Origin of the sequence: Kitasatospora sp. NPDC088783 (assembly GCF_044750705.1) — a bacterium.
In the GTDB taxonomy this organism is placed as follows: Bacteria; Actinomycetota; Actinomycetes; order Streptomycetales; family Streptomycetaceae; genus Kitasatospora; species Kitasatospora fiedleri.
The window spans coordinates 256795-272012 of sequence record NZ_JBIVKJ010000011.1; the positions used below are offsets into that span (position 1 = coordinate 256795).

Consider the following 15218-nt stretch of genomic DNA (forward strand, 5'->3'; position numbering starts at 1 on the left):
CTCGGGACAGCCATTATGCGCGGTCCTCCTCCCTCTCGGGCACCCCCACCTTTCAAGGAGTTTCCATGCGGCGTGGCATCGCGGCCTCCGCTCTCGTTGCGGCTCTCGCAGTCACCATGGCGGCCTGCAGCAGCAGCGGCTCCGGCTCGGACGCCAAGGGCGACGGCGGACCGGTCACCATCACCTACTGGGACACCTCGAACGCCACCAACGAGGCGCCCAACTACCAGGAACTGGTCAAGAAGTTCGAGGCCGCGAACCCGAACGTCAAGGTCAACTTCGTCAACGTGCCGTTCGACACCGCGCAGAACAAGCTGCAGACCGCGATGGGCGCCAAGGGCGCCCCGGACGTCTTCCGCTCCGAGGTCGGCTGGACCTCCGCCTTCGCCAAGGCCGGCTACCTGGAGCCGCTGGACGGCACCCCCGCGCTGACCGACGCCTCCGTCTTCCAGCCCTCGCTGATCCAGCAGGCCAAGTACGCCGGCAAGACCTACGGCGTCCCGCTGGTCACCGACACCCTGGCCCTGATGTACAACAAGGAGCTCTTCGCCAAGGCCGGCATCACGACCGCCCCCGCCACCTGGGACGAGCTCAAGGCCGACGCCGCCCAGCTGAAGGAGAAGGCCGGCGTCGACGGCTTCTGGCTGAAGGCCGCGGACGGCTACTACGCGATGCCGTTCCTGTACGGCGAGGGCACCAACATGGTGGACGCCGCCGGCAAGAAGATCACCGTCAACTCGGCCGAGGCCGTCAAGGCGGTCGACACCTACAAGTCGATGTTCACCTCGCCCGGCACGGTCAAGGCCGACGTCACCACCGACGCCTACGCGCACATGATGGACGCCTTCAACAGCGGCAAGGTCGCGGCGATCATCCAGGGCCCGTGGGAGGTCACCAACGTCTACAAGGGCGCCGCGTTCGCCGACCCGAAGAACCTCGGCATCGCCGCCGTCCCGAACGGCTCCACCGGCAAGGGCGGCGCCCCCACCGGCGGCCACAACGTCTCCGTCTACGCCGGCTCCGACGCCGCCCACAAGGCCGCCGCCGAGAAGCTCGCCGCGTTCCTCACCTCCGCCGAGAGCCAGACCTTCCTCGCGCTGAAGAACGGCACCCTGCCCACCCGCAGCGACGCCTACACCGCCGAGGTCAAGGCCAACCCCGGCATCGCGGACTTCCAGGCGATCCTGACCTCCGCCCAGCCGCGCCCCGAACTGCCCGAGTACGCCTCGCTGTTCGGCTCCTTCGGCACCAACCTCGGCAAGATCGTCCAGGACCAGAGCGACACCAAGGCCGGCCTGGACGCCACCGCCACCGACTACGCGAAGCTCCTCCCGGACTTCACCAAGTAGGAGATCGGCCGCCCGGCCCACACCTGACGGTGGGCCGGGCGGACCCGTCCAGACCCCCAGCCGTCGCCGAGGCAGGCGGCGGACCTCCCGGAGAAGGTGTCAACCCATGGCAGTTGCGGTCGTACAGCGCATCAGGCTGTCGTACTCGAAGTACTGGTACGCGTACGCGATGATCGCGCCGGTCGTGATCGTCCTGGGGGTGCTGGTCGGCTACCCGCTGGTGCGCGGCATCTACCTGACCCTGACCAACGCCACCAGCCTCAACGTCGGCCGGCAGATCGGCGTCAACCACATCCCCGACAGCTTCGACTTCGTCGGGCTGGACAACTACGCGGACGTGCTGTGGGGGCCGACCGCGTACGACCGCTTCTGGTCGCACTTCATCTGGACGGTGGCCTGGACCGCGATCTGCGTCGTCCTGCACTACACCATCGGCCTGGCCCTGGCGATGCTGCTCAACCGGAAGATGCGCGGCCGCGGCCTGTACCGGCTGGTGCTGATCCTGCCCTGGGCGGTGCCGACCTTCGTCACCGTCTTCTCCTGGCGGCTGATGCTCGCCGACGGCGGCGCCGTCAACGGACTGCTGTCCTTCCTGCACCTGCCCGAACCCGCCTGGCTCTCCGACCCGCTGGCGCAGAAGGCCGCCGCGATCATGGTCAACACCTGGGTCGGCGTGCCGTTCATGATGATCTCGCTGCTCGGCGGGCTCCAGTCGATCCCCGGCGAGCTGTACGAGGCCGCCGAGATGGACGGCGCCAGCCCCTGGCAGCGCTTCCGCCACGTCACCCTGCCCGGCCTGCGGACCGTCTCCTCCACCGTCGTGCTGCTCGGCGTGATCTGGACCTTCAACCAGTTCGCGGTCATCTTCCTGCTGTTCGGCTCCGGCGCCCCCGACGCGCAGATCCTGGTCACCTGGGCCTACCGCCTCGGCTTCGGCCAACAGCCCTCCGACTACGCGCAGTCCGCGACCTACGGGATCCTGCTGCTGTCGATCCTGGTCGTCTTCACCAGCTTCTACCGCCGCTGGCTGGCCCGGAACGAGAAGGCCAACGGATGAGCACCGAGACCGCCCACCAGACCGAGGAACCCGACCAGGCAGGCAGCCCCATGACACTCACCGCCGACCGCCCCGCCGCCGACGCGGCCCCCGCGAAGCGCCCCGCCAAGGTCCGGCGGCGCGGCCAGTCCTCCCCGCTCGCCGCCGCGCTCGCGCACGGCGCCCTGACCGTCGCCAGCCTGATCGCGCTCTTCCCGGTGCTGTACATCGCGTACATCTCGCTCGGGCCGGACGACAACGACTACCTGCACCCGGCGAAGATCTTCGACAAGATGACCTTCGCCAACTACGGCAAGGTGATCGACGACACCGGGTTCTTCACCTGGTTCGGCAACTCGGCGATCGTGGCCGCCGGCACCACCGTGATCGGCGTGCTGATCGCCGCCTCCACCGGCTACGCGGTCTCCCGGATGCGCTTCCCCGGCTACCGCCAGCTGATGTGGACCCTGCTGGTCACCCAGATGTTCCCGATCGCGGTGCTGATCGTGCCGATGTACTACATCCTGTCGAACCTCGGCATGCTGGACAGCTACACCGGCCTGATCCTGGTCTACTCGGCCACCACCGTGCCCTACTGCGCCTGGCTGCTGAAGGGCTACTTCGACACCATCCCGGTGGAGATCGACGAGGCCGGCCGGGTCGACGGGCTCTCCCCGATCGGCACCTTCTGGCGGCTGATCCTGCCGCTGGCCCGCCCGGGCCTGGCGGTGGCGGCGTTCTACTCCTTCCTCACCGCCTGGGGCGAGGTCGCCTACGCCTCGACCTTCATGCTCTCGTCCGACAAGTACACCCTGGCGGTCGGCCTGTCCTCGTTCGTCAGCGAGCACGACCACCAGTGGCAGCTGATGGCCGCCACCTCGGTGCTCATCGCCATCCCCGCCGCGGTCGTCTTCTACCTGGTGCAGCGCCACCTGGTCACCGGCCTGACGGCCGGCGCCGCGAAGTCCTGAGCACCGCCACCTCCCACGCCACTTCCACCGCCTCCAAGGGATGACCGTCCAATGACCCAGAACCTGGCCGACGCCTCCGGGCCCGCCGTTCCCGCCGCCGTTCCCGCCGCCCGGACGACTGCCGCGAACGACGCCGCCAGAGACGGCTGGTGGCGGGACGCGGTCATCTACCAGGTGTACCCGCGCAGCTTCGCCGACGGCAACGGCGACGGCATGGGCGACCTGCCCGGCATCCGCGCCCGGCTGCCCTACCTGCGCGACCTGGGCGTGGACGCGGTCTGGCTCTCGCCGTTCTACGCCTCCCCGCAGGCCGACGCCGGCTACGACGTGGCCGACTACCGGGCCGTCGACCCGATGTTCGGCACCCTGCTGGACGCCGACGCGCTGATCCGCGACGCCCACGAGCTGGGCCTGCGGATCATCGTCGACCTCGTCCCCAACCACTCCTCCGACCAGCACGAGTGGTTCCAGCGCGCGCTGCGCGAGGGCCCCGGCTCCCCGCTGCGCGAGCGCTACCACTTCCGTCCCGGCAAGGGCGAGGACGGCGAACTCCCGCCCAACGACTGGGAGTCCATCTTCGGCGGCCCCGCCTGGACCCGCACCACCGACCCCGACGGTGCCCCGGGCGACTGGTACCTGCACCTGTTCGCCCCCGAGCAGCCCGACTTCAACTGGGACAACCCGGCGGTCGCCGACGAGTTCCGCTCCATCCTGCGGTTCTGGCTCGACATGGGCGTCGACGGCTTCCGGATCGACGTCGCCCACGGCATGGTCAAGGCCCCCGGCCTGCCCGACCTCGGCAGCCACGACCAGCTCAAGCTGCTCGGCAACGACGTCATGCCGTTCTTCGACCAGGACGGCGTGCACGCCATCTACCGCAGCTGGCGGCAGATCCTCGACGAGTACCCCGGCGACCGGATCGGCGTCGCCGAGGCGTGGACCCCGACCGTCCAGCGCACCGCCAACTACGTCCGCCCCGACGAGCTGCACCAGGCGTTCAACTTCCAGTACCTGGGCACCGGTTGGGACGCCGCCGCGCTGCGCGAGGTGATCGACGTCTCGCTCGACTCGATGCGCCCGGTGCAGGCCCCCACCACCTGGGTGCTCTCCAACCACGACGTCACCCGGCACGCCACCCGGTTCGCCAACCCGCCCGGCCTGGGCACCCAGATCCGCACCCCCGGCGACCGCGCCCTCGGCCTGCGCCGGGCCCGCGCCGCCACCCTGCTGATGCTCGCGCTGCCCGGCTCCGCCTACCTCTACCAGGGCGAGGAACTCGGCCTGCCCGACGTCACCGACCTGCCCGACGAGGTTCGCCAGGACCCGTCCTTCTTCCGGCAGGCCGGCCAGGACGGCTACCGCGACGGCTGCCGCGTCCCGATCCCGTGGTCCGGCACCGAGGCCCCCTACGGCTTCGGCCCCAACCCCGGCGGCCCCAGCTGGCTGCCGCAGCCCGCCGAGTGGGCCGGCCTGTCGGTCGAGGTCCAGACCGGCGACCCGACCTCGACCCTGGAGCTGTACCGCTCCGCGCTCGCCGTCCGCCGCGCCCAGCCCGCGCTCGGCGCCGGCGACCAGGTCGGCTGGCTGCCCGCCCCCGAGGGCGTGCTGGCCTTCCGGCGCGACTCGGCCCGGGGCTCCTTCGTGTGCACGGTGAACACCACCGGCGAGGGCGTCCGGATCCCCGCCCCCGGCCGCCTGCTGCTCGCCTCCGCCGAGACCGGCCCTGCGGAGAACGGCGTAGAACTCCCGGCCGACAGCACCGCGTGGTGGGCGGTCTGACGTGGTTGCAATAGGCTCTGGGATCGTGACTACGGCGCGACTCTCCGACATCGCGGCGCAGGCGGGGGTCAGCGAAGCCACCGTCAGCCGCGTACTCAACGGCAAGGCGGGCGTCTCCGCGACCACCAGGCAGACCGTGCTGGCCGCGCTCGACGTCCTCGGCTACGAGCGGCCCACCCGGCTGCGCCAGCGCAGCGCCGGGCTGATCGGCCTGATCACCCCGGAGCTCAGCAACCCGATCTTCCCGGCCCTGGCCCAGGTCATCGAACAGGTGCTCAGCCGGCACGGCTACACGCCGGTGCTCTGCACCCAGACCCCGGGCGGCTCCACCGAGGACGAACTCGTCGAGATGCTGGTGGAGCGCGGCGTCGCCGGCATCGTCTTCGTCTCCGGCCTGCACGCCGACACCACCGCCGACCACGACCGGTACGCCAAACTCACCGGCCGCCAGGTCCCGTTCGTGCTGATCAACGGCTACAGCGACAAGATCGCCGCGCCGTTCATCTCCCCGGACGACCGGGCCGCCATGTGGATGGCCGTCCAGCACCTGGTCGAACTCGGCCACGAGAAGATCGGCCTCGCGGTCGGCCAGCAGCGGTACGTGCCGGTGCTCCGCAAGATCGAGGGCTTCACGGCCGCCGTCCGGCAGCTCACCGGGCGCACCGAGGCACAGGCCGGGGAACTCGTCCACCACACCCTGTTCAGCGTGGAGGGCGGGCACGCCGCCGCCCAGGCGCTGCTCGACAAGGGCTGCACCGCGATCGTCTGCGGCTCCGACATGATGGCGCTCGGCGCGATCCGGGCGGTGCGCCAACGCGGGCTGTCGGTGCCGCAGGACGTCTCGGTGGTCGGCTTCGACGACTCCCCGTTGATAGCGTTCACCGAACCGCCGCTCACCACCGTCCGGCAGCCGGTCGAGGCGATGGCCACCGCCGCCGTCGACGCCCTGCTGGAGGAGGTCGGCGGGAACCCGGCGCAGCGCTCCGAGTTCATGTTCCAGCCCGAGCTGGTGATGCGCGGCTCCACCGGGTCGGGCCCGCGCAACGGCTGAGGCGCCCCGCACGGCTGGAGGCGCCCCGCACGGCGCGGCCCCCGGGAGGACCACCTCCCGGGGGCCGTCCGCTACGCGTAGAGCTGCTCGACGTCGCGGCGGTAGGCGGCGCCGACGGCCTGGCGGCGCACCTTCAGCGAGGGCGTCAGCAGGCCGCGCTCCTCGGTGAAGTCGCCCGCCACCACCCGCGCCCGCCGGATCGACTCGGCGCGCGAGACCGTCGCGTTGACGCCCCGCACCGCCTCGGCGAGCGCCGCCAGCACCGCCGGGTGCACCGGGACGGCGCTGCCGACGTCCACGCCGCCCGACGCGGCGGGTGCGGCGGGCGGGTCGAGCGCGAGGAAGCGCTCCACCGCCTCGGCGTCCAGGGTGAGCAGCGCGCCCACGTACGGGCGGCCGTTGCCGACCACCAGGGCCTGGCTGATCAGCGGGTGGCCGCGCAGCCGGTCCTCCAGCGGGCCGGGGGAGACGTTCTTGCCGCCGGAGGTCACCAGGACCTCCTTCTTGCGGCCGGTGACGGTCAGGTAGCCGTCCTCGTCCAGCCGGCCCAGGTCGCCGGTGGCGAACCACTGCGGCCGTCGGGGCCGCGGCGCGCCCAACTCGTAGTAGCCGTCGAAGAGCTGACCGCCGGACAGGAACACCTCGCCGTCCTCGGCGATCCGCACCGCGCTGCCCGGCACCGGCTGCCCGACCGTGCCCGGACGCGGCCGCAGCGGCGGGTTCACCGTGGACGGGCCGCTGCTCTCGGTCAGCCCGTAGCCCTCGTGCACCAGCACGCCCGCGCCCGCGAAGAACAGCAGCAGCTCCGGGTCGATCGAGGAGCCGCCGCTGATCGCGTACCGCACCCGGCCGCCCATCGCCGCCCGCACCCGCCGGTACACCAGCGCGTCGTACAGGCCGTGCGCCAGGCGCAGCGGGAGCGGCACCGGGCGGCCGCCGGCCAGCGCGTCCAGCTCGGCCCGGGCGTGGCGCACCGCCACCGCGGCCGCCCGGTCGAACACCTTCACCGCGCCCTTCGCCTGCGCCTCGGCCCGGCCCAACTGGTGGATCTTCTCGAACAGGTAGGGGACGCCGACCAGGAAGGTCGCGCCGAAGGAGGCCAGGTCCGGCCGCAGGTCGGCCGGTTTCAGGGAGGGGCTGTGGCCGATCCGGACCCGGCCGTACACGCAGGTCACCTGGATCATCCGGCCCAGCACGTGCGCCAGCGGCAGGAACAGCAGGGTGCACGGCGCCCGGCCGGTCGCCTCCTCGAAGACCGGCCCCAGCAGGGCGTGGCAGTTCGCCGCCTCGGTGAGGAAGTTGGCGTGGGTGAGCAGGCAGCCCTTGGGGCGGCCGGTGGTGCCCGAGGTGTAGATCAGCGTCGCCTCGTCCGCCGGGCCCCGGGCCCTCCGGCGGCGGTCCAGCTCCTCGGCGGGGACGGGGCGGCCGAGGGCGGTGAGCTCGCCGACGGCGTCCTCGTCCAGCCGCCACAGCGGGACCGTGCCGCCGGTGCGGGCGATCGCGACGGTCAGCACCTCGGCGGTTCCGGCGTCCTCCGCGAGCGCCAGCACCGCCCCCGAGTCCCGGACGATCCACTCCGCCTGCTCCACCGAGGAGGTCGGGTACACCGGCACCACGCACGCGCCGGCCGCCCAGGCGGCGAAGTCCAGCAGCGTCCACTCGTACCTGGTCCGCGACATCAGCACGATCCGCGCGCCGGGGCCCACCCCGACCGCGACCAGGCCGCGGGCCACCGCCGCGACCCGGTCCGCGAACTCCCGCGCCGTCACGTCCCGCCAGGAGCCGTCCGGTTGACGGCGTGTCAGCACCACCGCCTCCGGTGCGGCCTCCGCGTTGCGGAACGGCAGGTCGCCCAGGCTCCCGCCCTCGGGCGGTGGCACCAGGTACGGGGACCGGGCCTCGACGACCCGCCCGCCGGTGCGGAGCACCTCGACGGGCGGGCGGGCGGCGCGGGCGGCCCGGGCGAGGGGGTGTGCCATGAGCGAACTCCCTTGGGTGGGGTGGGGGTTCGCCCAGGGTAGGTACTCGCCGGTAAACTTACTAGACGGTAAGTTACTTGACAGTCACGGAGGTTGCGGGCTCCGGGGCGCCCCGGTCGCCCGCCGGGGGGTCAGCCCTCTGCCGCGGCGGGGGCCCGGGGAGGAGGCGCTCGCCGTCCCGGCGGCCGGCGGCGCCGACGCGCACCATCACCTCCAGGGCCGGGTCCGCGTCCGGCGTGATCGTCACCTTCGCCACGGTGCTGCTCCCCGGGCGTCGGTCGTCGGGCGTCGGGCCTTCTCGGGCCGAGGACAGGCCGCTGCCCCCGGGGCCGACCAGGGTCCCCGGGGGCAGCGGCGGTCGTGCCCGCGATCAGACGCGGCCCGCGAAGTCGGGGGCCCAGTTGGCGACGGTCTCGGTGCGGACGCCGGCGCTCGGGTTCGCGGCCTCGACGTACTTGCCGTCGCCGACGTACAGGGCGACGTGGTAGACGCCCGAGTTCGAGCCGTTGTTCGACCAGAACAGCAGGTCGCCCGGCTGCAGGCTGTCCAGCGAGACGCGGGTCGAGTAGTCCGCCTGGTCGGCGGCGACGCGCGGCAGGCTGATGCCGGCCTGGCGGAACGCGGCCTGGGTCAGGCCAGAGCAGTCCCAGCCGCCGTTGCCGGTGCCGCCGTAGACGTACGCCTGGCCGACCTTGGACAGCGCGAAGTCGATCGCGGCGGCCTTGGAACCGGTCGCCTTGGCGGCGGTGGTGGTGGTGCCGGCGGTCGTGGTCGCCGCGGTGGTGGCGGTCGACGCGGTGGCGGTCTGCGTCGAGCCGGTCGACGACTTCGCCGGGGCGCCGGACGGCTTGGCGGAGGAGCGGTTGTTCGTCCAGGACGAGCCCTGGGCGGCGGAGGACTTGGTGGCGGACTTGGTGGCGGAGGGCTTGGTGGCCGGCGCCGACTGCTGCGCGGTGGCGGACCCGCCGAGGGAGAGCTGCTGACCCGGGTAGATCATGTCCGGACCCTCGGTGAGGACCGAGCGGTTCAGGTCGTACAGCTTCTGCCAGCCGCCGTCGACGTGCTGGTTCTGCGCGATCGCGGACAGCCAGTCGCCCGCCGCGACGGTGTAGGTGCCGGCGGCCCGGTCGGTGGTGGCGGCCGGGGCGCTCTGCTCGGCCTGCGGCTGGGCCTGCGACGTGCCCTGCGACCAGCCGTGCTGGGACTTGCCCTTGCCGCCGGACTGCGGCTGCGACTGCTGGGTCTGCGACTGCTGGGCCTGCGGCTGCTGGGTCTGGGCCGGGGCCTGGGTCTGCGCGGAGCCGGAGGTGTTCACCTCGGGGGCGGCGCCGCCCTTGGTGAGGCCGGCCTGGATCGAGCACACCGGCCAGGCGCCGGGGCCCTGCGAGGCCAGCACCTTCTCGGCGACGGAGATCTGCTGGTCCTTGGTGGCCAGGTCGGCGCGCGAGGCGTACGCGGTGCCGCCGAACTCGGCCCAGGTGGAGGCGGTGAACTGGAGGCCGCCGTAGAAGCCGTTGCCGGTGTTGATCGACCAGTTGCCGCTGGACTCGCACTGCGCGACCTTGTCCCAGGTCGAGACGGTGGCCGCGGAGGCGACGCCACCGGTCAGGCAGGGGATCGTGAGTCCGATGCCGACGACACCGGTGGTGGCGATCAGGCGGCGGGCGCGCTTGGCGCTGATGGGCAGCATGAAGAAGCGTTCCTCTCCCACGCCTGCGAGGTGAGCTGTCGGATTCGGGCTGGAGTTGCCCGGCCGCGCGCACCGTGTGGTGCGCCCGGCTTCACCCCAAGCCCCGTGCGGTCCTTCGACCGCCCGGGGCGACTTACCTGGTTCCCCCGCCCCTGCCGTGGTGCGTTGTGCATGAGCCGGCCCACCCGGCGGCAGGACTCGGCGTCCCGGGTGAGCTGGGTCCGTGTGTCCACGAACGTGGGCAGGAGATTAAGCGGACTTAAGCAGGATTGGCAAATGCCGGTGCGGCCTCCCGCGCGGCGGGGAAAAGGTGATCAAGAATTCCGCCCGGAACTCCGCTGTGTCGACCGGGCGCTGCGGGTGCGTCAGGCGAAAGCGGATCTTGTGTCCGGTTTGGGTCATAGGGGACTTTGGTCCACTTTTGGGCCTTTGGTGCTTCCGGGCTCTCGCGGCGGGTCGTGGTCGGCCGGGTGGTGTGACCCGGTTCGTGGCAAATGTCACTGAGGGTGCGGGTCGGTGCCGCTCGGCCGTCGACGGCCCGCGCCGCCCGCTCCGGGGCCCGGTTCCGGCGATCCGGCCCACCCCGGTCCGGAGGCCCGGTGCGGCGGAAGCGGTCGGTGCGGCTTTCGATTGTCCCGGCATTTCGGAATTCCGGAGAAACGGCCCTCCAGGCCGCCGGGGCCCGCCGCTCCGGCGGCCGGAGGATGGGCGGAGGCGGCATCAGGTTCCATGGGTGGCCGGGGGGTTCCGTGTCCGGCCGGTCTTCCGGGGCCGGGGGGCGGCGGCCCGGTCGGGTGGTGCCGGGGGGAGCGGAGTGCCATTCGGCGGGTCCTGCCGTCCGGGTGCGGACGATCAATTCGGTCATCAACGGACAAGCCGCCGAAGCCACTTGACCAGATATTCATCGGGACTGCATCGTTCGTCTCCGATCACCCGCTCGGCTTCTGACAGGCGGGCCGACGGGAGGGGACAGGTACCCAGACATGTCAAGAATCCCGCAGGCGGTACGCCGCCGCACCGGGCGCCCCGGGGGGAGCGGCGCCCTGCCGCGGGCGGTGGCCACCGCCACCGCCGCACTGCTGCTGGCCGCGCTGCCGGCCCCGTTCGCCGCGGCCGCCGACCCGGCACCGACCCCGGCGCCCGGAGCCGCCGTCGCCGAGCCGCCCGCCGAGAGCGGGCAGACCGCGGCCGTCCGGGCGGCGCTCCAACAGGCCCAGCAGACCGGCCGGCCGGTGAAGGTCGACGCACTGACCACCGAACTCGCCGAGACCTTCGCCGCGACCGACGGCCACTCGCTGTACAGCGAGAACCACGTCCAGCCCGTCCGCACCAAGCGCTCGGGCAACTGGCAGACCCTCGACCCGGCGCTGCGCCGGGCCGGGGACGGCTCGGTCCGGCCCGCCGTCACCGATGCCGACCTGGTGCTCTCCGGCGGCGGCAGCGGGCCGCTGGCCACCGTCACCACGGCCGACGGCAAGCAGATGTCGCTCACCGCCCCGTTCGCGCTGCCCGCGCCGACGCTGGACGGCGCGACCGCGACCTACTCGAACGTGCTGCCGGACGTGGACCTCCAGGTGACGGCCCGCCCCGACGGCGGCTGGCGCGACGTGGTGGTGGTGAAGACCGCCCAGGCCGCCGCCGACCCGCGGCTGCGGGAGCTGCACTTCCCGATCCGCACCACCGGGCTGGCCCCCGTGGCCGACGCCGCGGGCAACGTCTCGCTGACCGACGGGAGCGGCACGGTCCGCTTCCAGGCGCCCACCCCGTTCCAGTGGGACTCCACCCGCCCCGGCCCGCAGGCTCCTGCGGGCGGCACCGCCAAGGCCGCCGCGAAGTCCCTGCTGGCCGCGCCCGCCCCCGCCGACGCCGGGACGACCGACTCCGCGCAGTCCTCGGCCGAACAGCCCGGCGACGCCGCCGTGGTGGCCCCGATGGGCGTCAGCGTGTCCGCGACCGAGCTGGTGCTGACCCCCGACCGGAACAGCTTCGGCAAGGGCACCGGCCCCTGGTACCTCGACCCCGAGGTCGGCACCCCCCTCACCAAGTCGAACAACGCCCAGGTGCAGGAGAACCACCCCGACACCGCGACCGTCAACACCGGCTCCCCGATCGGCGTCGGCTACTGCGGCTACAGCAACTGCACCGGTTACGGCCGCTACCGGGCCTACTACCAGTTCGGCGTCCCGAGCGGCCTGATGGCCGGCGGCGGCCACGGCACCGCCACCATCACCAGCGCGACCATGGAGGTGGGCGTCACCGACGCCGCCAACACCGCCGTCGACACCACCTTCGAGCTGTACAGCACCCCGGCGTTCAACGGGAACCCGACCTGGTACAACCAGCCCTGCGGCTACGCGAGCAAGATGCGGGGCTGCACCTGGGCCGCCGGCGACCACCTCAAGAACGTCGGCACGCTCAAGTTCAACGTCAAGGACTGGGTCCAGTACCTGGTCAACAACCAGGTCACCCCGTGGACCGTCGGCATCACCACCAGCGACGAGTACGACAAGGGGCTGCGCCACCACCTGGCGCCCGACCCGGTGATCTCGGTCTACTACGACATCGCGCCGACCATCTGGAACCCGAGCACCTGGCCCACCCCCGGCTTCGTCAACGACCCGCAGTTCGGCACCCGCAACGACAGCTGCCAGCACCCGGGCGGCGACCCCTGGTACGCGCTGGGCTGGGTCGGCGGCAACCAGTACGTCAACCTCCAGGCCAACATCTGGTCGCCGATCAACTCCTCGGTCAACACCACCTTCCACATCTGGGACGACAACGACCCGAACTACGGCCCCTGGCCCAGCACCGGCCTGCTCGGCGGCTGGGGCACCGTCGGCGTCCCGCTCGGCCAGCTCGTCGACGGCCACCAGTACGGCTGGACCGCCAGCGCCACCGACCAGTTCCTCAGCTCCGGCGACACCCCGTGGTGCTACTTCCGGGTCGACAAGACGGCACCCCAGGTGACCGTCTCCTCCACCGACTTCCCGGCCAGCGGCGTCCTCGGACAGTTCCCGACCAAGAAGCTCGGCGACAGCGGCACCTTCTCCCTCGCCGCGAGCGACCCGCCCCCCGCCAACGGCCTCAGCGCCTCCGGCGTGGCCTGCCTGCGCTGGAGCACCGACCCGACCCCGGTCACCGGCTGGAAGTGCACCGACCCCACCGGCCCCACCTCCGGCACCTTCGGCGGGGCCAAGGGCGATCTCCGCCTCAAGCCCGCCAACTGGGGCACCAACAGCCTCTACGTGCAGGCCATGGACGTGGCCGGCAACTACAGCCAGCCCGCCCGCTACACCTTCTACGTGCCCTGGAACCCGGCCAACGGCGCCGCCGGCACCCCCGGCGATCTGAACGGCGACGGCCGCGGCGACGTCCTGCTGCCCGACGACCTCGGCAACCTGCGCACAATGTCCCTCGACAGCGACCCGACCACCGCCCAGGCCGCGCCGCTGGAGCTCTTCCCCGGCGGCCACGGCTTCAAGGACGGCCAGACCAGGATCACCCACCGCGGCGCGCTGCGCTCCGGCCTGAGCGACGACGTGCTCGCCTGGAGCAACGCCACCCCCGACCTGGCCACCCAGCTGTACGACTTCCCGAACAACAACGACGGCACCATCGGCACCCCGACCCCGCTGCTGAAGAACCGGCTCTGGGCGAACCCCGACGGCACCGCGCTCGGCACCGCCCCGACCGGCTGGCGCGACGACTGGTCGAACCTCCAGCAGCTCGTCGCGCTGGGCGCGCCCAAGGCGCCCCTCACCAAGGGCGACAACATCGTCCGGCGCGAGCAGACCGCCGTCCTCACCGTCGAGGGCGGCAACCTGTGGCTCTACCGGGCCAGCACCACCGACCACCTGGACGCCCCCGCCGTGCTGGTCTCCGGCACCGGCACCTGGAACGGCTACGAACTGGTTAACCCCGGCGCGGCCGGCGGCACCGCGCAGCCCACCCTGTGGACCCGCGACAAGGGCGACGGCACCCTGCGCGCCCACGACGTCAAGCTCAAGGCCGACGGCACGCTCGACCTGTCCGCGCTCGCCGCCCCGACCGGGCCCGGCGCGCGCGTCCTCGGCGGCCCCAAGTTCACCACCGCGGCCTACCCGAAGCTCGGCTCCAGCGGCGACGCCAACAAGGACGGCGTCACCGACCTGTGGACCGTCGACGCGAACGGCAGGCTGCAGATCTGGACCGGCAGCACCGCCGACGGCACCCCGGCCACCGCCGTCACCGCCCTCGCGGGCACCGGCGCCGACCAGGGCTCCGCCCGCCGCCCGGTGGAGCGCTACCGGCTGCAGGGCACCGCCGCCGACGGCACGCTGCCCGGCTACTACCCCGGCTCGGTGACCGCCGCGCCCACCGGCGCGGTCTCCTTCCCGGCCGACACCGTGGACGGCGCCGCCACCACCGTGGCGTCGTTCGGCGGCAACGCCGCGCCGGGCCGGATCGAGGCGGACAGCCAGGGCCGGCAGTTCCGGATCGACACCGGCAAGTCCTTCACCGCGACGGTCTGGGCCAAGCCCAGCGGCACCACCGCCCAGGGCGCCGTGCTCAGCACCAGGGGCGCCGCCTCCAGCGGACTGGTGCTGGCCCCCGGTGCGGACGGCAACTGGCAGTTCAAGCTCGCCACCTCCGACACCGCCCTGCCGTCCTTCGACACCACCGACTCCACGCTCAGCAACGCCGCCCGCTGGCAGGACGGCCGCTGGGACCGGCTCACCGTCAGCTACAACGCCACCACCAAGGTCATGAGCCTGTACGTGAACGGCGCGCTGGCCGGCGTCCGGGCCCACGCCGCCGGGTTCGCCCTCAACGGGACGCTGGTGATCGGCTCCGCCCAGCAGGGCGGCGGCTTCGGCACCGCGTTCTCCGGCCGGATCGGCGACGTGGCGGTCTACGACACCCCGACCGACGCGGGCAGCGGCACCGGCCCGCTGGTGATCGACACCGCCGCGAACAAGTGCGCCGACGACCCTTCGTCCTTGGACCAGGCGGGCCAGCAGGTGGAGATCTGGGACTGCAACGGCAGCGCCGCCCAGCAGTTCACCGTCAAGCCCAACGGCACCCTGAAGATCATGACCCACTGCGTCGAGGCCGCCGTTGCCGGCGCCGCCGCCGGCAACGGGACCAGGCTCCAGCTCGCCGACTGCACGGGCAGCACCAACCAGCAGTGGATCGTCCGCCCGGACGGCTCCCTGCTGCACGTCCTCTCGGGCCGCTGCCTGGACCTGCCCAACGGCGACACCACCAACGGTACCCTGCTCCAGCTCTACGACTGCAACCAGTCCTACGCCCAGCGCTGGCGCACCACGCCGGTCGCCTGACGGGAGGCCGCCGCACCGGAGAACGGGGTGTGCCCCCTCGCC

8 protein-coding genes and 1 riboswitch are annotated in these 15218 nt (G+C 72.6%); of the genes, 6 read left to right on the top strand and 2 right to left on the bottom strand.

Features of this window, described 5'->3' with window-relative positions:
• Nucleotides 1-65: 65 nt before the first annotated feature.
• The 5 genes from ACIP60_RS28085 to ACIP60_RS28105 all read left to right on the top strand — a co-directional run bounded on the left by ACIP60_RS28085 (nt 66) and on the right by ACIP60_RS28105 (nt 6186).
• Nucleotides 66-1349 carry an extracellular solute-binding protein gene (locus ACIP60_RS28085; RefSeq protein ID WP_400689204.1) on the top strand — a complete coding sequence of 428 codons (1284 nt, stop codon included), beginning with the start codon at nt 66-68 and terminating at the stop codon, nt 1347-1349.
• A 106-nt stretch (nt 1350-1455) separates the two neighbouring features.
• A complete protein-coding gene (locus tag ACIP60_RS28090; RefSeq protein ID WP_400689207.1) occupies nt 1456-2406 on the top strand; it encodes a carbohydrate ABC transporter permease in 951 nt (316 codons plus the stop codon).
• On the top strand, nt 2403-3356 hold the full coding sequence (locus ACIP60_RS28095) for a sugar ABC transporter permease (RefSeq protein ID WP_400689210.1): 954 nt from the start codon (nt 2403-2405) through the stop codon (nt 3354-3356). Before ACIP60_RS28090 ends, ACIP60_RS28095 begins: the two co-directional genes overlap by 4 nt.
• Nucleotides 3357-3407: 51 nt before the next feature.
• Nucleotides 3408-5135 carry a glycoside hydrolase family 13 protein gene (locus ACIP60_RS28100; RefSeq protein WP_400689213.1) on the top strand — a complete coding sequence of 576 codons (1728 nt, stop codon included), beginning with the start codon at nt 3408-3410 and terminating at the stop codon, nt 5133-5135.
• A gap of 25 nt (nt 5136-5160) precedes the next feature.
• A complete protein-coding gene (locus ACIP60_RS28105) occupies nt 5161-6186 on the top strand; it encodes a LacI family DNA-binding transcriptional regulator (protein ID WP_400689216.1) in 1026 nt (341 codons plus the stop codon).
• Between the two features lie 71 nt (nt 6187-6257).
• Here ACIP60_RS28105 and ACIP60_RS28110 read toward each other — a convergent pair whose 3' ends face one another.
• Nucleotides 6258-8165 (bottom strand): AMP-dependent synthetase/ligase, encoded by a 1908-nt coding sequence (locus tag ACIP60_RS28110; protein ID WP_400689219.1) that lies wholly within the window; start codon nt 8163-8165, stop codon nt 6258-6260.
• A 370-nt stretch (nt 8166-8535) separates the two neighbouring features.
• On the bottom strand, nt 8536-9855 hold the full coding sequence (locus tag ACIP60_RS28115) for a transglycosylase family protein (protein WP_400689222.1): 1320 nt from the start codon (nt 9853-9855) through the stop codon (nt 8536-8538).
• 5 nt (nt 9856-9860) lie between these two features.
• A riboswitch (cyclic di-AMP (ydaO/yuaA leader) is annotated at nt 9861-10030 on the bottom strand.
• Nucleotides 10031-10838: 808 nt separating this feature from the next.
• On the opposite strand from ACIP60_RS28115, the gene ACIP60_RS28120 reads away from it, so the two are divergent.
• Nucleotides 10839-15176 carry a ricin-type beta-trefoil lectin domain protein gene (locus ACIP60_RS28120; RefSeq protein ID WP_400689224.1) on the top strand — a complete coding sequence of 1446 codons (4338 nt, stop codon included), beginning with the start codon at nt 10839-10841 and terminating at the stop codon, nt 15174-15176.
• The last annotated feature ends 42 nt before the right edge of the window (nt 15177-15218 follow it).